Origin of the sequence: Haemophilus parainfluenzae, from assembly GCF_014931275.1 — a bacterium.
GTDB lineage: Bacteria > Pseudomonadota > Gammaproteobacteria > Enterobacterales > Pasteurellaceae > Haemophilus_D.
This window is the reverse complement of sequence record NZ_CP063110.1, coordinates 1,208,280-1,229,849: the sequence shown is the minus strand read 5'-3', so window position 1 is coordinate 1,229,849 and position 21,570 is coordinate 1,208,280. Positions and strand designations below refer to the sequence as shown.

The 21,570-nt window shown below is 40.3% G+C and carries 16 protein-coding genes and 4 tRNA genes; 7 read left to right on the top strand and 13 right to left on the bottom strand.

Annotated features, from left to right (window positions below):
* Window positions 1–6: 6 nt before the first annotated feature.
* From dcuC to INQ00_RS06070, 5 genes are all read right to left on the bottom strand, one after another.
* On the bottom strand, window positions 7–1,365 hold the full coding sequence (gene dcuC, locus INQ00_RS06090; protein ID WP_197546507.1) for an anaerobic C4-dicarboxylate transporter DcuC: 1,359 nt from the start codon (window positions 1,363–1,365) through the stop codon (window positions 7–9).
* Window positions 1,366–1,563: 198 nt separating this feature from the next.
* Complete coding sequence (locus tag INQ00_RS06085; protein WP_197546506.1) at window positions 1,564–2,388, bottom strand: abortive infection family protein; 825 nt, start codon at window positions 2,386–2,388, stop codon at window positions 1,564–1,566.
* Window positions 2,389–2,396: 8 nt separating this feature from the next.
* Window positions 2,397–6,308, bottom strand: a complete 3,912-nt coding sequence (gene hrpA / locus INQ00_RS06080; protein ID WP_197546505.1) for an ATP-dependent RNA helicase HrpA — start codon at window positions 6,306–6,308, stop codon at window positions 2,397–2,399.
* Window positions 6,305–6,694, bottom strand: a complete 390-nt coding sequence (locus tag INQ00_RS06075; RefSeq protein ID WP_049366870.1) for a DUF423 domain-containing protein — start codon at window positions 6,692–6,694, stop codon at window positions 6,305–6,307. The genes hrpA and INQ00_RS06075 overlap by 4 nt, the downstream gene beginning before the upstream one ends.
* Window positions 6,695–7,147, bottom strand: coding sequence for a DUF441 domain-containing protein (locus tag INQ00_RS06070; RefSeq protein ID WP_049366872.1), 453 nt, complete (start codon window positions 7,145–7,147; stop codon window positions 6,695–6,697).
* A 167-nt stretch (window positions 7,148–7,314) separates the two neighbouring features.
* Here INQ00_RS06070 and INQ00_RS06065 point away from each other — a divergent pair, with 167 nt between their 5' ends.
* The gene (locus tag INQ00_RS06065) at window positions 7,315–9,219 is read left to right on the top strand and encodes a monovalent cation:proton antiporter-2 (CPA2) family protein (RefSeq protein ID WP_197546504.1); all 1,905 of its coding nucleotides are present in this window, start codon (window positions 7,315–7,317) and stop codon (window positions 9,217–9,219) included.
* 35 nt (window positions 9,220–9,254) lie between these two features.
* Here the strand turns inward: INQ00_RS06065 and rlmKL are convergent, their stop codons facing one another.
* From rlmKL to mltA, 4 genes are all read right to left on the bottom strand, one after another.
* On the bottom strand, window positions 9,255–11,390 hold the full coding sequence (rlmKL, locus tag INQ00_RS06060) for a bifunctional 23S rRNA (guanine(2069)-N(7))-methyltransferase RlmK/23S rRNA (guanine(2445)-N(2))-methyltransferase RlmL (protein WP_197546503.1): 2,136 nt from the start codon (window positions 11,388–11,390) through the stop codon (window positions 9,255–9,257).
* A 120-nt stretch (window positions 11,391–11,510) separates the two neighbouring features.
* On the bottom strand, window positions 11,511–12,497 hold the full coding sequence (gene znuA / locus INQ00_RS06055; protein WP_197546502.1) for a zinc ABC transporter substrate-binding protein ZnuA: 987 nt from the start codon (window positions 12,495–12,497) through the stop codon (window positions 11,511–11,513).
* A gap of 167 nt (window positions 12,498–12,664) precedes the next feature.
* Window positions 12,665–13,426, bottom strand: coding sequence for a tRNA cyclic N6-threonylcarbamoyladenosine(37) synthase TcdA (gene tcdA / locus INQ00_RS06050; RefSeq protein WP_197546501.1), 762 nt, complete (start codon window positions 13,424–13,426; stop codon window positions 12,665–12,667).
* Window positions 13,426–14,553, bottom strand: coding sequence for a murein transglycosylase A (mltA, locus tag INQ00_RS06045; RefSeq protein WP_197546500.1), 1,128 nt, complete (start codon window positions 14,551–14,553; stop codon window positions 13,426–13,428). The genes tcdA and mltA overlap by 1 nt, the downstream gene beginning before the upstream one ends.
* Window positions 14,554–14,744: 191 nt before the next feature.
* On the opposite strand from mltA, the gene INQ00_RS06040 reads away from it, so the two are divergent.
* Window positions 14,745–14,821 (top strand) — tRNA-Met (locus INQ00_RS06040).
* Between the two features lie 113 nt (window positions 14,822–14,934).
* Here INQ00_RS06040 and INQ00_RS06035 read toward each other — a convergent pair.
* The 3 genes from INQ00_RS06035 to metC all read right to left on the bottom strand — a co-directional run bounded on the left by INQ00_RS06035 (window position 14,935) and on the right by metC (window position 18,153).
* Window positions 14,935–15,441, bottom strand: a complete 507-nt coding sequence (locus tag INQ00_RS06035; protein ID WP_197546499.1) for a DUF2301 domain-containing membrane protein — start codon at window positions 15,439–15,441, stop codon at window positions 14,935–14,937.
* A gap of 74 nt (window positions 15,442–15,515) precedes the next feature.
* Window positions 15,516–16,871 (bottom strand): UDP-N-acetylmuramate:L-alanyl-gamma-D-glutamyl-meso-diaminopimelate ligase, encoded by a 1,356-nt coding sequence (gene mpl, locus INQ00_RS06030; protein ID WP_197546498.1) that lies wholly within the window; start codon window positions 16,869–16,871, stop codon window positions 15,516–15,518.
* Window positions 16,872–16,962: 91 nt separating this feature from the next.
* Window positions 16,963–18,153, bottom strand: coding sequence for a cystathionine beta-lyase (gene metC, locus INQ00_RS06025; RefSeq protein WP_197546497.1), 1,191 nt, complete (start codon window positions 18,151–18,153; stop codon window positions 16,963–16,965).
* A 141-nt stretch (window positions 18,154–18,294) separates the two neighbouring features.
* Between metC and INQ00_RS06020 the strand changes: the two genes are divergently transcribed.
* The 5 genes from INQ00_RS06020 to INQ00_RS06000 all read left to right on the top strand — a co-directional run bounded on the left by INQ00_RS06020 (window position 18,295) and on the right by INQ00_RS06000 (window position 19,962).
* A complete protein-coding gene (locus INQ00_RS06020) occupies window positions 18,295–18,897 on the top strand; it encodes a peroxiredoxin C (RefSeq protein ID WP_014065088.1) in 603 nt (200 codons plus the stop codon).
* 91 nt (window positions 18,898–18,988) lie between these two features.
* Complete coding sequence (gene pgsA / locus INQ00_RS06015; RefSeq protein ID WP_054418055.1) at window positions 18,989–19,546, top strand: CDP-diacylglycerol--glycerol-3-phosphate 3-phosphatidyltransferase; 558 nt, start codon at window positions 18,989–18,991, stop codon at window positions 19,544–19,546.
* Window positions 19,547–19,701: 155 nt separating this feature from the next.
* Window positions 19,702–19,777, top strand: a tRNA-Gly gene (locus tag INQ00_RS06010).
* 4 nt (window positions 19,778–19,781) lie between these two features.
* Window positions 19,782–19,868 (top strand) — tRNA-Leu (locus INQ00_RS06005).
* An 18-nt stretch (window positions 19,869–19,886) separates the two neighbouring features.
* Window positions 19,887–19,962: transfer RNA gene (locus INQ00_RS06000), tRNA-Lys, on the top strand.
* 137 nt (window positions 19,963–20,099) lie between these two features.
* Here the strand turns inward: INQ00_RS06000 and miaB are convergent.
* Window positions 20,100–21,524: a tRNA (N6-isopentenyl adenosine(37)-C2)-methylthiotransferase MiaB gene (gene miaB / locus INQ00_RS05995; RefSeq protein WP_197546496.1), complete on the bottom strand. Its 1,425-nt coding sequence runs from the start codon at window positions 21,522–21,524 to the stop codon at window positions 20,100–20,102.
* Between the last annotated feature and the right edge of the window lie 46 nt (window positions 21,525–21,570).

Below are 21,570 nucleotides of genomic sequence, written 5' to 3'. Positions count from 1 at the left end.
ATCAAATTAGGCGGCAACGGAAACAAAGATTTCTGTGCCGATAATCACACAAATAAAACCGACCAACATTGGGACAGACATACGTTTTACGATTTCAAATGGTGAGATTTTGCCCATACCGGATACCGCTACAACCACGCCAGAAACCGGTGATAAACCACGACCTAAGTTAGAGGCTTGTAACATTGGAATCGTTAAGAACGCTGGGTTAACGCCCATTTGGGTGGCTAATTTTGGAATTAATTCTGCAAAAGCATAAAACGCTGCATTACCTGAACCTGTCGCCATGGTTGCTAAAATGGTAATCACCGCAAGCACTAACATCATAAAGAAGGCTGAACCACCGAATGATTGTGCAGAGGCGATTAAATTAGTGATAAAGCCGATTGTACTTAAACTTTGTGCAAATACACCTGCCGCCACTAAAAGCATCACCACACCCGCAAAGGCATCTGCCATACCGCGATATGCCACAATGAGATTATCGAAGGTTTGTTTTGCGTTAAAGCTACGTAAGAAATCTACCGCAGCAGTAATGATAAAGCAAAGCACCATCACGGTAACGATGTGTAAATTTGGTAAGCCCCATTTACCATCAAAAATCAATACGCCAATAATGGGTAATAATGGCAAAATCGCGTAGTAGTTTGGTGCTGTGGTTTTAATTTCATCTGCATTAATGCGTTCTACTTGCACACCTTCTTTTTTATCTAAATAACGCTGCCAGAAGAAGTGTGCTACAGCAATCCCTAAAATCGCAAAAATCGAAACCGGCAATGCGGTACCAAAGGCAAACTCACCTAAAGGAATTTTTGAAATTTCAGCCGAAAGCACCACGTCGCCTGATGTTGGGGAAAGGATAATGGAAATTGGCGATGCGCAAATTGCAGCCGCTGCCCCACGTGAAATCCCCACGTTTACCATCACAGGGAATAATGTCGCCATTAATAACACGCCTAAACCTGTTGCAGATGACACCGCAAAAGACATTAAACATGCGAGGAAGTAAGCAAACACCATTAAAATATAAGGTGAACGGATATTTTTCAGTGGTTTTGAGACCAATTTCACCACTACATCGTTCGCACCAAGATGAGTCATGTACACAGAGAAACCACATAACACCATAATCATCAAGCCTAAGCCACCGCCACGATTGCCGAGTAGATATTTCACATATTCTAAAATATCAAAATAGGTGGAACCGGTACTTTTCACGCCTTCCGGTAAAATAGAATGTCCCATCAGCACTGAAATGAATAACAAGACCAAGCCACCGAACATCAACACGCCAGTCGCTGAATAGCCTTTCACGATATAATATGCCACCAAGACAATGGCAATCAAACCTATAATCAGATCCATAATTTACCTCTTTATTAAAATAATAATATCAGCAAGATAGCGATTGAATTGACAGTTGTAAATCAGTTCAATACGAAAATTTGAGATAGATCACAAAAAGAATTTTGGGGAGAAAGTGCGGTTGGTTTTGGAAATGTTTTAGGGATAGATAGCACACTCACCGAAGAGTGCACTATCAAAACTTAGATTAGCTAATATTTACAACGTTCTTTTATTCCATGTTTCCAATACAAAAGCAGCTAAAGTATGTGCAGAATTTACTACTAATCTAGCATGTCTAGATTCTGGAATGTAAAGTCGTTTTCCTTGTCCGTGAGCAGAACTTCCATGAGTTCTCAAAGAGGAAACTCCATCAACAATAGAAAATAAGCCTGATATTATTTTCTTCAAATCATCATCCTGTAACCTGTTTACATCAAATTGGAGATCTTTGCTAACTACCTTCCAAAGATTTCTTAAATCTTGTTTTGTTGGTAACTCTAATTTCTCTTCTTCGATATAAACCTTGCAAATAGATTCAAGAATATTACAAGCTGCAGATATTGATTCTAAAGGCTTATTTTCTAACCCCTCAATTGCCCTAGTAAACTCAAGATTAATAGCATCTTCATTTTTATCTTTAATTAAGTCATACAAATTTGTACTAACTTTAGATAATGACATCTGAACAACTTTACCTGAAAAATATTTCAAACCGTTTCGTTCAAGAATTGATATTAATGTTTCTCTAAATTTAGTTCTATTAAAATACTCTTCTTTTTCATAGTCCGATGCATATACACTAGGTTCATCTAATGAATCCATATATTTTTCAATAATAATACCTAGCACATTCAAAGGATATTCAGATTTTTTATTGACGCTAAATAACCATTCCTTAATTTTTACTGGCTTACTTCCATCAGGTATCGGAGAAGGAGCATCAGCGTACAGAAATAAACTATCAATGCTTGCATGAGTTTCAAATTTAGGTAACTCTTCAGATAACAAACCAATTATAGATTGCGGTATTTTAGTATTCATACATTTTCCTATAACGCTGAAATCAAATTCAAAACCCGCTTATCCGACACCTGATACTTCGTGCCTAATTGCTGTGCAAATAAACTCACACGCAATTCTTCGATCATATAGCGAATTTCCGCAATTTCATCAGAAATTGGTTTAGATTTCGGCAGTTTAGCGAGCAATTGTTGGTAAGCCTGTTGTACTTGCTCTACGCGTAGCATCGCCGCACGATCGCGATTTACATCTTGAGCTAGTTTATCGATACGTTTATCAACGGCTTGTAGATAGCGCTGTAAATCAGGTAAGCGATCATAACCACTCTTTTGCACAAAACCTGGATAAATCAGCCCCGCTAATTGCGCCTTAATATCAGAAAAGGCAAAGGCCATGGTGAAATCCATTTTGCCTTTTAAACGTTGGTTTAAGGCATGGTTAAGAGACAGAATTTGCTCCACTTTCTGCGCAATATCCACGGTCACTTCGTTAAGGTTTTCTCGCACGAAATCACGTAATTTTTCAAAGCCTGCTTCATCCCATACAAACCCGCCAAAATCGGCAATCAGTTTATCCACGGCACAAGCGATACAGTCATCAATCAAATCCAACACACGACCGAACGGAGTAAAATACAGACCCAATTTAGCTTTATTCGGTAATTTTTCATGCAGATATTTAATCGGTGACGGCACATTGAGCAACAATAAACGGCGTAAACCTTGTTGCATCGCCACCGCTTGCTCAAACTCTGTTTCAAACAGTTTGATACCAACCGCATCTTTTTCATCTACAATAGCCGGGAACGCTTTGACGCTGAAACCTCGTTGTTTTTGTTCGTAGCATTGTGGTAAATCTGCAAAGCTCCAAATATGCAGCCCGCTTTGCTCAATGCCATCATCCGCCACAGCAGAAATACTTTCCTGCACACGATCTTTTAAGTTGAATTTTAGTTCATCTAAATTCATGGATTCCGCGATTTTCTTGCCGTTTTCATCCACCACGCGGAACGTTATTTTCAAATGGCTTGGGATTTGTTCCCAATTCCAATGTTCCGCTTCTACGGTAACGCCCGTCATACGACGCAATTCATAAATCAGCGTATCTAATAACGGTTTTTCCAACGGCACGGCTCGACTTAAAAAAGCTTGAGCATAATTAGGTGCAGGCACGAAGTTACGGCGATAAGATTTCGGCAGAGATTTAATCAACGCAATCACCAGCTCTTCACGTAAACCTGGAATTTGCCAATCAAAGCCGGTCATTTCCACTTGGTTGAGCAATGGCAACGGAATATGCACGGTCACCCCATCCGCATCGGTACCTGGTTCAAATTGATACGTCAGTTTGAGTTTCAAATTACCTTGATGCCAGAAATTCGGAAAATCCAGCTTGCTCACTTGTTCCGCATCATCATTAATCAAGAATGAACGTTCAAAATTAAGCAATTCTGGATCTTTTTGCTGCGCCTTTTTCCACCAGGTATCAAAATGTTTTTGGGAAACTACTTCCGTGCCAATACGCTGATCGTAAAATTCAAAAAGCGTGCGATCATCCACCAAAATATCGCGTCGGCGACTTTTGTGTTCCAACTCTTCCACTTCTCGAACGAGTCGTTGGTTTTCTTTAAAGAATTTATGTTTGGTATTCCAATCCCCTTCCACTAAGGCAGATTGAATGAAGATCTCACGGCTTACCGTCGGATCAATAGCACCGTAATTCACTGGTCGTGCAGCCACAATCGGCACACCGTAAAGCGTGACTTTTTCATCTGCAATCACGGCGCCACGAGATTTCGACCAACGCGGTTCGGAATAGGATTTTTTAATTAAATGCTCTGCAAGTGGCTCAATCCATTCTGGCTCGATTTCTGCCACCATACGCCCCCAAAGTTTGGAGGTTTCCACTAACTCTGCCGCCATCACCCATTTCGGTTGTTTTTTGAAAAGTACAGAATTTGGGAAAATCGCAAAATGGGCATTACGTGCGCCAAGATATTGTTGTTTTTCCGCTTCTTTTAAGCCGATATGAGAAAGCAAGCCGCTTAAAAGTGCGGTATGAATTTGCGGATATTCTGCTTTTTCAGAATTAATCGGCAAGCCCATTTCACGTACAGTTAAACGAATTTGATGATAAATATCTTGCCATTCACGAATACGTAAATAATTTAAGAAATCCTTTTGGCATTGACGACGAAATTGGTTTTTACTCAATTCTTTTTGTTGTTCTTGTAGATAACGCCAAAGATTTAAGAACGCCAAGAAATCTGATTTTTTATCAGCAAAACGACGATGTTTTTCATCGGAAGCTTGTTGTTTTTCTTGTGGGCGCTCGCGAGGATCTTGAATGGATAACACGGCGACAATAATCATCACTTCATGCAACGCACCTTGTGAGACAGCACTCAACAACATTTTCGCTAAACGTGGATCCACAGGGAGTTGAGATAATTGACGGCCTACTGCCGTTAATTGACGTTTCTCACCTGATTTGGTGCGAACCATTTCAAACGCACCTAATTCTTCCAATAGTTTTATACCATCTTGAATATGGCGTTTATCTGGCGCATCAACAAATGGGAACGCTTCAATATCATCCAAACCCAATGCCGTCATTTGCAAAATAACGGAGGCTAAATTGGTGCGTAGAATTTCAGGATCGGTAAACTCTGGACGAGAATTAAAATCCTCTTCCGAATATAAACGAATACAAATCCCTTCACTTACACGACCACAACGACCTTTACGCTGATTCGCAGAAGCCTGTGAAATGGGTTCAATCGGTAAACGTTGTACTTTGGTGCGATAGCTATAACGGGAAATTCGCGCAGTACCTGGGTCAATCACATATTTAATGCTCGGCACGGTCAATGAGGTTTCTGCGACGTTGGTTGCCAACACGATGCGATTTAATCCGCTCGGATGGAAAATTTTATTTTGTTCTTGAGCAGACAAGCGTGCAAAGAGCGGTAGAATTTCCGTGTGTTTTAGATTTTGTTTTTGTAAAGCTTCGGCGGTATCACGAATTTCTCGCTCACCGTTCATAAAGATCAAAATATCGCCCCGACCTTCCGCTTGCAGTTCATCCACCGCATTAAGAATGCCTTGTAGCTGATCTTGATCGTCTTCTTCCACTACGGGACGATAACGCACTTCAACAGGATAGGTTCTGCCTGAGACTTCGATAATCGGGGCATTGTTGAAATGTTTGGAAAAACGTTCCACATCAATGGTCGCGGAAGTGATGATAAGTTTCAAATCACGACGACGTGGTAAAAGCTGTTTTAGATAACCAAGAATAAAATCATTGTTCAGGCTTCGTTCGTGGGCTTCATCGATAATCAAACAAGAATATTGATTGAGAAAACGATCGTTTTGAATTTCTGCTAACAGGATCCCGTCAGTCATCAATTTGATTTGTGTATCATCACTGATTTGATCGTTAAAACGAACCTTATAACCAACTAAACCGCCAAGTTCTGTTTCCAGCTCTTCCGCAATACGTGCAGCCACCGAACGAGCGGCTATACGGCGTGGTTGAGTATGACCAATCATACCCAAATTGCCGAAACCTAATTCCAAACACATTTTCGGCAATTGGGTGGTTTTACCTGAACCGGTTTCCCCTGCCACCACAATGACCTGATGTTCAGAAAGCAGTTTTTGAATTTCTGCTTTGCGTTGGCTAACGGGCAAACTCTCTGGAAAAATGATGGGATTTTGCACCGCACTTTTACGATTTTCTACACGTAATTGAGCCTGTTCAATCTGCAGCTGGATTTCTGCGGCAACAGCTTGTTGAGCCTCTTGGCTTTTAATTTTTCCAATACCATGAATGCGGGCGGATAAACGACGTTGATCCACCAGCATGATATCCTTGAGTTTCGAAAAGAGAGATTGTTGTATCAGATTTAATTCACGTTTGACTGATTTGTTCTTCATACTGATTTACTTTTAAAACCACCGTAAGCCAAGCAAAGCCAACCAATTAAAAATAACGTTCCACCAACGGGTGTCACCCAAACGAGGAATTTGCCCGCACCAAGTGCGAGCGCATAAAGGCTGCCACTAAAAAGAAAAATGCCGCACGCCCAAGTCCCTGCAGAAAGATTAGCCATTTTGTTTGCAACCAATGATTCACGGCATAATTGCAAAATGCCAATCGCTAAAATCGCAATAGTGTGGAACATTTGATATTTCACACCCGTTTCAATCCAGGCTAATTCTTTAGGTTCTAAAACCTTGCTTAATCCATGTGCCGCAAAAGCACCAATCGCCACACATAAAAAGCCGCTTAATCCCGCGATAAATAACCATTTGTTTTTCATTTAAAATTTTCCTATTAATACCGCTAAAATCCCTGCGGCGATGAGAGGTCCCACCGGAATACCGCCTAAGAAAGACACACCAATAATCGTACCAATTAATAATCCTGTCACCAAAACAGGTTGTTCACTCATTAATGGTACGCCTTTACCAGCAAGCCATGCGACAAATACTCCCGTTAAAATAGAGACACCCATTTTCCAGTTTAAAAATGAACTGAGATCGGGTAGTTGGATTGTTCCCGACACTAATGGAGCTAGGACACCAATCGTTAAAATGATAATCCCGATTTTGACACCGTATTGTTCGAGTATAGGAATGTATTTGGATAATAAGGTTTGCTGCATGATTAACAGCACGGCGGCTGAGATGGTAATCGCGCTATTTTGGCTAATTAAACCTAAAACAATTAAGAAAACCAATAGCAACGCGACCATATTGAATTGTAATGTCATAATACCTCTAAAGTGCGGTCAAAAAACTGACCATTTTTATGCGTGTAAAGTTTTTGTAAATTATACCAATTTCTTGCTTTTCTGTGTTTTTTATTTAGTGAAAAAAAGCTAGAATACAAGTCAACTTTCTTCTCATACTCCCTGTTTTTACTAAGGTTTTTTGCCCTATGTCGAATGTCGTCAGCCCTGAATTAATTAAAACTGTAGTCCTGCTTGCTACCAGTGTCACTATCGTGCCGCTTTTTAAGCGTATTGGCTTAGGTAGCGTGTTAGGCTATTTAGTGGCTGGCTGTTTAATTGGTCCTTCCGTTTTCGGCGTAGTGAAAGATGCCGAATCGATTCTGCATATGGCTGAACTTGGCGTGGTGATGTTCTTATTTATTATCGGTTTGGAGATGCATCCGGAACGTTTATGGGCCATGCGAAAAGCGATCTTCGGACGGGGCTTTCTACAAGTCGGGCTGTGTGGTGCTCTGCTTACCTTTGCGGGTATCTATATTTTAAATCTTCCTAAAGAAGTCGCATTTATTGCGGGTATGGGCTTTACCCTTTCTTCCACCGCTATTGTGATGCAGGTATTAGAAGAACGCGGGATTACGAATACACCAAAAGGCCAACGAGTTATTTCTACCTTAATTTTTGAAGATTTATCCATTGTACCATTATTGGCTTCTATTGCCTTTTTAACGCCCGAAACCAAACATATTGAACATCAAACAAACTGGACATCTATTGCTATTGCACTCGGCGCCGTTGTCGGTTTAGTCGTTGCGGGTAAATGGTTAATGAACCCAATTTTCCGTTTGATTTCCAAAGCGCATATTCGCGAAATGATGACAGCAGCTGCATTACTTGTAGTGTTAGGTGCGGCATTAGCAATGGAAGCGAGCGGCCTTTCAATGGCGATGGGCGCATTCGTTGCGGGTGTAATGCTTTCAGAGTCCGCATTCCGCCACCAATTAGAAGCCGATATTGAACCATTCCGTGGTTTATTGCTTGGTCTCTTCTTTATGGGCGTGGGAATGTCGCTTGACCTCAGTTTAGTCTTCAATGATGCGGTTTGGTTGTTAGGTATCGTATGCCTTTACATCGTCGGCAAAGCCTTAGCCGTTTATACCGTAGCGCGTATTACGAAACTAGACCGTACCGAATCTGTTGGCCGAATGACCATCATGGCACACGGTGGGGAATTTGCATTCGTACTCTTCTCTGCTGCGACCACTGCAGGCGTGATGACAAAAGATCAAAATGCGACTTTTACCGCTGCAGTCATTATCTCAATGTTATTCTCACCATTGATTGGCTTATTAATGCGTAAAATTAACCAACGCAAATCAGCGAATCAAGAGGAAAAAGTCGATACTAGCGATCTCGATCCAATTGTAGATTTAGAAGATAGCGTGCTCGTGATTGGTTTTGGTCGTTTCAGCCAAATCGTGTGTCAATCGCTTCTTGTTCGAGGTATTAACGTCTCGGTGATTGACCGCAACATTGAAAACATTCGTGCAGCAGCGAAATTCGGTTTTAAAGTCTATTACGGTGACGGTATTCGTCTTGATGTATTACGTGCCGCGGGTATCGAAAAAGCTAAATGTGTTGTCATTGGGATTAACGATACACAACGTATTGAAAACATCGTTCAGAATTTGAAAGATGCTTATCCAAAACTCCCTATTTTGGCGCGAACTTATGACCGTCAAACAACCGTGAGTCTTATTAAGCAAGATGTAGACTTTATCGTGCGTGAAACCTTTGAATCTGCATTGACGCTCAGTCATGCAACCTTAGTGCAATTAGGTGTAAATAAAATTGAAGCAGATGAAATCATTGCGGAAGTTCGTTATTTAGATCAAGAACGCTTAAATGAAGAAGTTTTACATGGTTTCTCAACAGACATCATCCGAAAATATTGGATGCCTAAACCCTTCATCAAACCACATTCTGATGCTAAAGCATTAAATGAAGAAGCAGCGGAAATCTTAGAAAAAGAAGATGAGATCAATGATGAAGCTGCGGTCGAAACCCTTCTTCATGATGATTCTGAAACCGAAAAACAAAAAGAAGTCGAATAACAAAAAAGCCCGATAAATCATTATCGGGCTTTTTATTAGGCTTTCATTGTCACAACCCAGCAGTTGTGGATTTGTTTATTTCGCTCAAAATCAAGCGGTAAGGTTTTCGCTGAAATTTCGACCGCACTTAATCCTAATTCATCTAACGCCTCAAAATCCATTTTAAAACCACGTTTATTGTTCGAGAACACGATGGTGCCGTTAGGACGTAAAATACGCTTAAGATTACGCATTAATTTGATGTGATCACGTTGTACATCCCAACTGTCTTCCATACGCTTAGAATTCGAGAATGTTGGCGGATCCACGAAAATCAAATCAAACTGGCAATCACATTTCTCTAACCACTGCAAACAATCTGCCTGGATGAGCTTGTGCTGCTTGCCTTCAATATCATTTAAAATCAGGTTTTGCTCTGCCCAGTTTAAATAAGTGTTAGACATATCCACGGTTGTTGTCGATTTTGCCCCACCTAATGCTGCGTGAACCGTTGCTGAACCGGTATAAGCAAAAAGATTGAGGAAATCTTTGCCTTTTGCCATTTCACCAAGTATTTTACGGGTTAAACGATGATCTAAGAATAATCCTGTATCCAAGTAATCCGTTAGATTCACCCAAAGCTGAGCGCCGTATTCATTCACATAAAAATATTCGCCTTTATTGGCCAATTTTTCATATTGATTCGTGCCTTTTTGTTTTTGACGCACTTTCAAAATCAGTTTATTGGTTTCAATACCGGTGACTTGCAAGGTTGCAGTCACGGCATCCAATAAACGTTGACGGGCTTTATTTTCATCAATATTTTTCGGTGCTGCATACTCTTGCACCACGATATGATCACCATAGCGATCCACCGCCACGTTATATTCCGGTAAATCGGCATCATATAAACGATACGCATCAAGGCCTTGCTGCTTCGCCCATTTTTCAATTTTCTTGATATTTTTCTGTAAACGATTCGCAAAATCCACCGCTACCGTTGAAGTGCGGTCAAATTCAAGGGGGTTTTCAGCCGCACTTTCTTTACGTTCTGAAATTTGATAATTCTTCTGAACACAATCTAACGGACCATTTTTCGCTTTAAATTGACGATGAGAACGCATACGCAAGCAATCAAGCAACGTAGATTCACTACTGAAAATCGATGCATTCCAACCACCAAATTCATTTTTAAGACGTTGTCCAAAGACTGAATATAGGGCAATCAAAGCAGGAGTTGTGCCTAAACGTTCACCGTAAGGCGGGTTACAAATCACTGTTCCCACTTCATCTGGACTTGGATTTTTTAATGCGGCGACATCACCTTGTTTCCACTGAATTAAATGTGCTATGCCTGCATTTTGTGCGTTCTTTTGCGCTTTTTTCAGTACGCGATGATCGAGATCGAAGCCATAAAAATGCGGTTTTGGATTTTGATTAAAATAAGTTTCAGCTTGTTGTACCGCTTCTGCTTTCACCTTATCCCAAGTATCTTGATTATGCCCTTTCCAGCAATCAAAACCCCAATGTAAACGATGTAATTGCGGTGCAATTTGTGCTTCCATCTGCGCGGCTTCGATTAACAAAGTACCCGAACCGCACATTGGATCCACTAATGGTGTCCCTTTTTTCCAACCTGAACGAAGCACTATCGCAGCGGCTAAGGTTTCACGTAAAGGCGCTTGGCCTGTGTCTTCACGATAGCCACGTAAATGCAATGCTTCGCCACTTAAATCGAGTGAAACGACGAGTTCTTCTTTATTTAAATAAGCATGAATTCGCACATCCGGATACTCTTTATCCACATTTGGACGCGCTTTCCCTTGGCGTTCAAAATAATCCACAATGGCATCTTTCACACGCATCGCACCAAATTGGGTGTGACGAATTTCTTGGTTTGTCCCGTTGAAATCGACAAAAAATGTGGTTTTCTCATCAAAATAACTTAACCAATCCTGCCCTGTCACAATTGAATACAAGTCTAAATCACTATATACCTTGCCATTTACAATCGGTAACAAAATACGTGAAGTTAAGCGTGACCATAATAAACTGCGATAAAGTGTTTCATCATCAGCCTGAAAATGTACACCGCCTTGTGCGATTTTACATTCCGTTGCACCAAGCTCTGTCAGTTCGACTTTTAAGAGTTCTTCAAAACCACGGGCAGTTGTGGCAAATAATTGTTTCATGGGTTTTCTCGATAGGGAAAAATTGGGCGGATTATAGCACGAAAGTGCGGTTAAATTTGGGGAGATTTCAAGAATATTCCCCCTCTTTTATAAAGAGGGGGTGAGGGGGGAGATTTTTGATTATTTACTTAAACATTGAGCATAGCTATCAGCAGTCGCTTGAAGGAAATTCGCATAAGAATTTGGACCAAGCTGTACGTTATCGCCAATAGGATCTAAACGACCTACATTGACTTTTGTACTTTGAGCAAGAGAATCAATCACTTTTGGTGTGAATTGAGGCTCAGCAAAAAGACAATTTACACGATGTTCTTCAATTTCTTCTTTGATGTGAGCAATGGTTTTTGCACCCGGTGCCACTAGTGGATTAATGGTGAAATAACCGGTTTGATTTAAACCATAAGCATCATTGAAATAGCTATAAGCATCATGGAACACAAAGAAGCCTTTATCTTTAAGTGGCGCTAATTGTGCTTTGATCTTATCGCTTTGCTCGGTCAACGTGCGGTTAAAATCGGCTAAGTTTTTCGCGATGAGCTCTTTTTTATCTGGATATTGTTCTGTTAATTTATCCGCCACTTTCTGTGCCACAATTTGGCTAATGGCTGGTGAATACCATAAATGCCAGTTTACACTTAAACCATTTTCATCTACATCATGATGGTGATCGTGATGCTCATGAGCATGTTCGTGTTTATGATCGTGTCCATGTTTATGATCATGACCGTGCTCGTGTTCATCGCCTTCATGATAATGTTCATGATGGACTTTGCTTAAAAGCGGTTTAATTTCTGGAATATCAGAAATATTGATGACTTTTTTACTATCAATTTGGCTAATTGGTTTTGCTAAGAAAGCATCAATATCTTCACCAACCCAAAGCACTAAATCTGCAGATTTCACTTTTTGCACATCTGAAAGTTTTAAGCTGTAATCATGTGGAGAAGCACCAGCTGGTACTAAAACCTGTGTATCTGTCACACCGTTTGCAATAGATGATGTAATAAAACCGAGGGGTTTCACGGATGCTAACACATCTGCATTTGCCATCATTGGAAGGGTTAAAAGTGCGGTAGAAATTGCACTCATTTTTAATACTTGTTTCATGTTTGTTTCCTTACTTTTATTGGGAATTATTCTCAAAGCCAACATAGACTACGCCTTTTTGATAAAATTGCAACATTCCAAATAAAAAAATGAAGTGATATTTCTTCATCTTGTTAAATACTTTCATTCATAAAGAAAAAGCAACGTTTTCACGTTGCTTCATTTCTTTATTTTAATAACTTATCGATTACCCGAGAAACGGCAAAAAATCCAAAAGTTGCGGTTATCATGGTTGCTGCACCAAAGCCATTTGCACAATTCATGGTGGCAGATATCTCACAGCCTTCGTCCATTTTAGGGAAAATCAGAGGCTGTGTGGAAAACACCGCATCAACTGCGAACTTACGTTGTGGATTTTGGGTAAAATTAAAATCCTTACGCAAAACTGACCGCACTTTCGCCAATAATGGATCTTGGATCGTTTTACTTAAATCAGCAATTTGGATTTTCGAAGGATCAGTCTGACCACCTGCACCACCAATGGTAATAATCTTGATTTTATTACGCTTGCAATAAGCAATCATGGCGGCTTTCGTTTTCACGCTATCAATGGCATCAATCACATAATCATAGCCACGATTTAAGTATTCCGCTTGATTATCCGGTGAGATGAAATCATCAATAATATTCACCACACATTCTGGATTAATCAGCTTAACGCGCTCCGCCATCACTTCTGTTTTAAGCTTGCCAATATTGCCGCTTAATGCAGGAAGTTGACGATTAATATTGGTTACACAAATATCATCCATATCAATCATAGTGATCTGCCCTACACCACTTCGCGCAAGCGCTTCCACCACCCACGAACCTACGCCGCCAATACCAATGACGCACACATGAGCCTGACGCAAACGCGCCAAGCCTTCTGGTGTATAAAGGCGTCCAATGCCGCCAAAACGTTGTTCGTAGTTATCGACACGAGCCATTATTGTAGTACCCAAACACGTCCATAGTGTTTTGATAAACCAGCGATGTGACCTGCTTGATCACCAATACCACGATATAAGTCAAAGTGGTGACCATTTACCGCACCGCCCACATCAAGCGCCACCATTAAGTGCAATTTGTGTGTGCCCATCCAGTTACCATTGTTATCAATATCTGGCACTTCAACCAATAATACGGTACCAGAAGGAATGACGTTGCGGTCAGAAGCCACAGAAGCCATAGGCACTAAAGGTACACCAGCTGAACCTTTCACTTTACCTGTCGGATCGTTTTTAAAGAAAACATAAGATGGGTTACGCTCTAACAATTCCTGTACACGAGATGGGTTTGCTTTGCCCCATTCACGAATCGCTTGAATAGACATTTTTTCTTTTGGAATTTCACCATCTTCTACTAACAAACGACCAACCGCTTGATATTTATAGCCATTTTGGCCAGCATAGGCTAAATAATTTAAATTGCCGTCACCGTAATCAACATAGCCACTCCCCTGCACGCCTAACAGAAAGTTATCCATCATTGAATCACTGTAAGCTAGCTCTAAGCCTTGTCCTGCCAATGCACCATTGTAAATTTCCGCACGGCTATAACGTTTATAGCTTGGCATCGCATAAATTGGATGTTGATATTGACCCTGTGCAGTACGGCGTGCATGAATAACCGGTGAGTAATAACCTGTCATTAACACGTTTTGATAACCATCAAAACCTTTCATAATCTGCGGGTTAATGCCGTATTGTGCTAATTCATTCACATTGGCCCCTGCAAGTACCCAGTTAGTGATTTTGCCATAATTCGACGCAAAGCGATTTGTTAATGAATTTGAATAATCACGAACATTCGTCAACTGTGTTAAAAAATCACCTTGGTTGACGACCGCACTTTTGTTCTCCACGGAAGCCACTGGGCTTAAAATAGCTTGTTGATAATTACGTCCACTATACTTTGCACCAAATTTTTGTGGATCGTCGCCTGTCGCAGTACGCGGCAAGCTAGAATTATTTTTTGAAGAGACTTTACTTGGTGCTGAACCACATGATGCAAGCACTGAAACAGCCGCCATTACAGAAAGAATTTTTACGGCGAGATTTTGACGAAATTTCATTCTTATTTTCCTAAATTAAACTAACTAATACAAAGTTGCATACGCTATCAAAAATTCCCTTTTAGGACTAGCACTATTTCATAAAATGATTAATTAATATTCACATTGTTTATTTTCTTAACAAACAGAAAGTCAAATTCAGTTTAAATCTTGCAATAATTTTTGAAACGAGTATATTACGCGCCATCAGACGCGGGGTGGAGCAGCTTGGTAGCTCGTCGGGCTCATAACCCGAAGGCCGTCGGTTCAAATCCGGCCCCCGCAACCAAATTACAAAGCATCGAAATTTCGGTGCTTTTTTCGTTTTTAAATAAAAGTAAATTTAATCGAAATAAAAAGGCACAATGTCGTGAAACATTATGCCTTTATCTATCAATCTTATTAGATTTGATACTTTGTCTTATCGCCAATATCAAAGTGCAATGGCATTCGCCATTTTTGAACTGCAAGAATCAACAATAATCCGCCGACAATCAACGATAAAATTCGAGCAATCCAACCCCCTTCAAATACCCAAGCAAACCAAAGTGCGGCGACAAATGCAGGTTGTAAATTTAATAGCGGTACTCTAAAACAGAAGTATTCTTTAAAACATAAACCGCCCAGTGTTACTAATGCACCACCTAACGCTAATTCATGCCAACCTAAAAGCGCACATAAGAGTGCAAGCCACGTGGCAAATTGAAATGTTAAGCGGAAATGCTTTAAATAAATATGAAGCGATGATGCACAACAAGTTACTGCAATCAATACGGCACTTTGAGCCTGTTGAGGATACCAAGTTAAAGCCAAGATGCTAAATGCCGCAATGACAAAGCCTGTGCGATAAATAATGACGGTGAGTTTATCCCAAACATCCATTGGAGATTCAATATGTGGATCGGCCATGCTATTTCCTTATTTTTAATGATAAAAAGTGCGGTCAAAAACATTTTCATTTTTGACCGCACTTTGCATTGAGATTATTTTAATCGATCTAAAATCTTTTGATGAATGCCACCAAAGCTACCGTTTGACATCACAAGAATGTGATCCGTTGTTTTCGCTTCAGCCACAATCATATCCACCAATTTATCAACGTTTCCTGTGTAGTATGCCGGTTGAACACATTGTCCCGCAATTTCAGCTACGTCCCACGGAATATTATCTGGTTGTAGCATAAATACGGCATCAGCTCGCCCAAGTGCTGGCGCAATTTCATCTTTATGCACGCCCATTTTCATGGTATTTGAACGAGGCTCTAATACAGCAAGAATACGTACGCCACCGCCTACTTTATCACGCAACGCCGTGAGTGTCGCAAGAATGGCTTCTGGATGGTGAGCGAAGTCATCATAAACCGTAATACCGTTTACTTCACCCTTCACCTCTAAACGACGTTTTGCATTGATAAAGCTACCTAATGCATGACATGCATCTTCAATTTTGACACCCGCATGGTAAGCCGCTGCAACCGCCATTAACGCATTGTGCATATTGTGCTGTCCGACAATATTCCATTTCACTTCAGCCACTTTTTTACCGTGATGGAATACGGCAAATTCAGAACAATCATTAGTAATACGTTCCGCAGACCATTCTTTATCTTTACCGATAAATTGTTGTTCTGACCAACATCCCATATTGAGGGTTTCTTTCACGCTCTGTTCATCTGCAAAAGAAAGAACGCGTCCTGTGGAAGGAATGGTTCTAATCATATGATGAAACTGACGCTGGATCGCATGAAGATCATCGAAGATGTCAGCATGATCGAAGCTAATGTTGTTAATGATCAAGGTTTTCGGATTGTAATGTACAAATTTAGAACGTTTATCAAAGAACGCCGTATCGTACTCATCCGCTTCAATCACGAAGAACTCACTTTCCCCTAAACGAGCAGAAGTACCAAAATTCCCCGCAATCCCACCGATTAAGAAACCGGGTTTTAACCCATTTTGTTCTAAAATCCAAGTCAACATGCCCGTTGTTGTGGTTTTACCATGTGTACCTGAAACCGCTAACACCCAACGGTTACGTAATAAATGATCATGTAACCATTGTGGGCCTGATGTATAAAGCAAGGCATTATCTAAAACATATTCCACACAAGGATTACCACGCTTCATAGCATTTCCGACAATCACCATATCGGGTGCAGGCTGAAGTTGAGCTACATCATAATTAGGAATAATTTCAATGCCCTGCTCTTGTAAAAAAGTGCTCATCGGTGGGTAAACATTGGTATCGGAACCTGTTACTTTATAGCCCATTTGTTTGGCAATCATCGCAACGCCACCCATAAAGGTCCCGCAGATGCCTAAAATATGAATATGTTTCATTGTTCTTCTCTAGTTGCTAAAAATGCTGACTATGATAAATCAACTCAAAGATTGAGTAAATAAGGGCTGTTTACATAAACAGCCCTTTTTCTTATTTGATTCGGTCAAAGCCCGCTTGAAGATCAGTAATTAATTCATCTGTGTCTTCAAATCCAATATGCAGACGAATTAATGATCCCGTTAATTTACGCTCAATACCTGGGCGAATTTTTGCAATTTCTTCTGGTTGATTGCATAAAATGAGCGATTCAAACCCGCCCCAAGAATAAGCCATTGTGAAAAGATCAAAATGATCCATAAAGGCGGAAAGCTCTTCATCGTTTAAACGTTTATGTAATTCAAAAGAGAATAAACCGCTTGCGCCGGTAAAGTCACGTTTAAAGTTTTCATGGCCTGGACAGCTTGGTAGCGCAGGATGATACACTGCTTTAACTTGTGGTTGTTCACTCAACCATTTGGCCACTTTTAAACTACTTTCATGATGTTGTTTTAATCGCACACCTAAGGTACGAATACCACGTGCTGTCGTATAGGCGGAATCCGCATCAACCATTTGCCCCATTAAATAGGAATGTTCACGCAATTTATCCCAAGTACGTGCATTAGCAACAGCAGTACCGATCATAATATCAGAATGCCCTACTAAATATTTCGTTCCTGCTTGAATAGAAATATCAATACCATGCTCTAACGCTTTGAATAGTACGCCTCCTGCCCATGTATTATCGATCATAATGATGATTTCAGGGCTTACTTCTCGAACCGCTTTAACAATCGCTGGAATATCTGGCACTTCCATCGTTAAAGAGCTTGGCGACTCTAAAAATAAGACTTTTGTATTTGGCTGCACGAGTTTGGCAACATCTGTGCCTATCATTGGATCATAGTAGGTCGTATCAATATGCATTTTTTTCAAAATTACATTACAAAAATCTTGTGTCGGCTCATAAGCAGCCCCTGTCATTAAGACATGATCGCCCGTTTCTACAAATGATAAAATAGCATTTGTTACCGCTGCAGCACCACAGGGATAAAGATAACAACCAGCTCCGCCTTCCATTTCACACATTAAATCTTGAAGTGCAAAGTGAGTTAACGTGCCACGACGACCGTAAAAAAGCTCTCCCTTGTAACGATTTTTTGTGCAATGTTTTTTATCCGAAATGGTATCAAACACTAAAGAAGATGCGCGTTGAACCACGGGGTTAACAGAACCTTGAGTAAAGCGCTTTTTACGCCCTGCATGAACCAGTGTGGTCGATAAAGTATGATGTTCTGACATATATTTCACCTGTAACTTAGACAATATTAATTAATTCAATAGATAAAAACAGCTGTTAAAGTGCGATTAATTTTCTTAAAATAATCGGCGACTTTTTGCATCCGCAAAATTTTTATTCACTTTCATATAGGAATTATGACTATGGTATTAGTAACTCGTCAAGCTCCAGATTTTACTTGCGCTGCAGTTTTAGGCAACGGAGAAATCGTTAATAACTTCAATTTCAAGAAACACATCAATGGTAAAGCGGCAGTATTATTCTTCTATCCATTAGACTTTACTTTCGTTTGTCCATCTGAATTAATCGCATTCGACCACCGTTACGAAGAGTTCAAAAAACGTGGTGTTGAAGTTGTTGGTGTATCTATCGACTCAGAATTCACTCACAATGCATGGCGTAATACCCCAACTGAAAACGGCGGTATCGGTGCAGTTAAATATGCATTAGCTGCAGACGTTAAACACGAAATCGCTAAAGCATACGGTATCGAACACCCTGAAGAAGGTGTTGCGTTACGTGGTTCATTCTTAATTGACAAAAACGGCGTTGTTCGTCACCAAGTGGTTAATGACTTACCATTAGGTCGTAACATCGATGAAATGTTACGTATGGTAGATGCATTACAATTCCACGAAGAACACGGTGAAGTTTGCCCTGCTCAATGGGAAAAAGGCAAAGAAGGTATGAAAGACAGCCCTGAAGGTGTTGCTAAATACTTGAAACAAAACGCTGACAAACTTTAATTTTTAAGAAAAAGCCACATTAAGTGGCTTTTTTTATTTTTGTAGATCCTTTAGAATGAGCGTATCTTTAACCAAAGTGCGGTTATTTTTTATGAAATATAATATTCCTATTTTTCTGACGATTCTCCGAGTGATTTTAATCCCATTCTTCGTCGTGGCATTTTATTTACCAATCCCTTCTGCTCCTTTTATTACAACGCTCATTTTCTTTATTGCCGGTGTCACCGACTGGTTTGATGGCTATCTCGCACGAAAATTAAAACAAACAACCCGTTTCGGTGCTTTCCTTGATCCTGTAGCTGATAAAGTGATGGTTATTACCGCACTTGTATTAATTGTGGAATATCAACATTCTTTCTGGATTACCATTCCAGCGATTATTATGATTTCTCGTGAAATCATTATTTCTGCTTTACGCGAATGGATGGCTGAATTAGGTGAACGTAATAAAGTGGCCGTTTCATGGCTTGGAAAAGTGAAAACCACCTCTCAAATGCTAGCTTTAGGTGGATTACTCTGGCGATATAACGTTTATATGGAAACTCTGGCAATTGTACTGCTTTATTTAGCGGCCATTTTAACGGTTTGGTCAATGCTCCAATACTTAAAAGCAGCAAAAGGCAGCTTGTTAGATAACATTGAATTATAGAATTGGCTAAATTTTAAATGAAAGGTGCGGTTATTTTAATCGCGCCTTTTATTTTTGAATTATTTTTAACCAATTAAAAACTTTTTTTACGAATTTTATTTGACACAATGAGATAAATCCGTAAAATACGCCCCGTTGTTTGGCAACAAGCAAACGCGGGAATAGCTCAGTTGGTAGAGCACGACCTTGCCAAGGTCGGGGTCGCGAGTTCGAGCCTCGTTTCCCGCTCCAATTTGCCCGAGTGGTGGAATCGGTAGACACAAGGGATTTAAAATCCCTCGCCTTTCGAGGCGTGCCAGTTCAAGTCTGGCTTCGGGCACCATTTCAAAATCATACCAGTGGGTCGTTAGCTCAGTCGGTAGAGCAGCGGACTTTTAATCCGTTGGTCGAAGGTTCGAATCCTTCACGACCCACCACTTTAAATCAGCACCTTAACGGGTGTTTTTTTATACCTAAAATTTAGGGTAACGACTTTCCTACTCTCTTTTCTAAAAAACACATAAAAAAATAACCGCACTTGCATACGGTTACTTATCTATATTCTCTTAAATGATTAGCCGTGATAACGTCCTACGCCTAATTCATCTTCTTTACGAGTACGGTTCATCACTTCTTGTGGAGATTGAGCAATACGTAATCCCATTTGATCTTCAGTACGCACCACATCACCACGCAGAGAGTTAGTATAAACATCTGTAATTTTGATATCGACAAACTTACCGATCATATCTGGTGAGCCTTGGAAATTCACAATACGATTGTTTTCCGTACGTCCTGTTAATTCCATAATATCTTTCTTAGATGGCCCTTCTACCAATACACGTTGATCTGTGCCAAGCATACGACGGCTATATTGTGCCGCTTGTTGGTTGATACGCTCTTGTAAAAGATAAAGACGTTGTTTTTTCTCTTCTTCGGTTACATCATCTGGCATGTCTGCTGCAGGTGTGCCTGGACGCGCGGAATAGATAAAGCTAAAGCTCATATCAAAATTCACTTGCGCAATTAGATTCATTGTTTGTTCAAACTCTTCATTGGTTTCACCTGGGAAGCCCACGATGAAATCTGAGCTGATTTGAATATTTGGACGCACTGCACGTAATTTACGAATGATCGATTTATATTCTAACGCGGTATGACCACGTTTCATCATAGTTAAAATACGGTCTGAACCAGCTTGTACCGGTAAGTGTACGAAGTCTACTAATTCTGGTGTATCGCGATACACGTCAATAATATCATCAGTAAATTCGATTGGGTGACTGGTGGTAAAACGTAAACGGTCGATACCGTCAATAGACGCTACTAAACGCAACAATTCTGCAAATGTACAAATACCACCATCAAATGTCGGGCCTCGATACGCATTTACGTTTTGGCCTAATAAATTGATTTCACGAACACCTTGATCGGCTAACTGCGCAATTTCAAATAATACATCATCAACAGGACGGCTCACTTCTTCACCACGGGTATAAGGCACCACGCAGTAAGTACAATATTTATTACAGCCTTCCATAATAGACACAAACGCGGTTGGACCTTCTGCGCGAGGTTCCGGTAAGCGGTCAAATTTCTCAATTTCAGGGAAACTTACATCCACCACCGAACTTTTACCGCCACGGATTTGGTTAATCATTTCAGGCAAACGGTGTAAAGTTTGCGGACCAAATACGATATCCACATAAGGTGCTCGATGACGAATATGCTCACCTTCTTGTGATGCTACACAACCGCCCACACCAATCACTAGATTTGGATTTTGTTTTTTTAATTCTTTCCAACGACCTAACTGATGGAACACTTTTTCTTGTGCTTTTTCACGGATAGAACAGGTATTTAGAAGTAACACATCTGCTTCTTCTGGAATATCAGTTAATTCCAAACCATGTGTATTTAAGAGAAGATCGGCCATTTTTGATGAATCGTATTCATTCATCTGACAGCCCCATGTTTTAATATGTAATTTTTGCGTCATATTGCTTAAAAAATAAAGATTAGTAAAAAGATAAAATCGGTCGGCT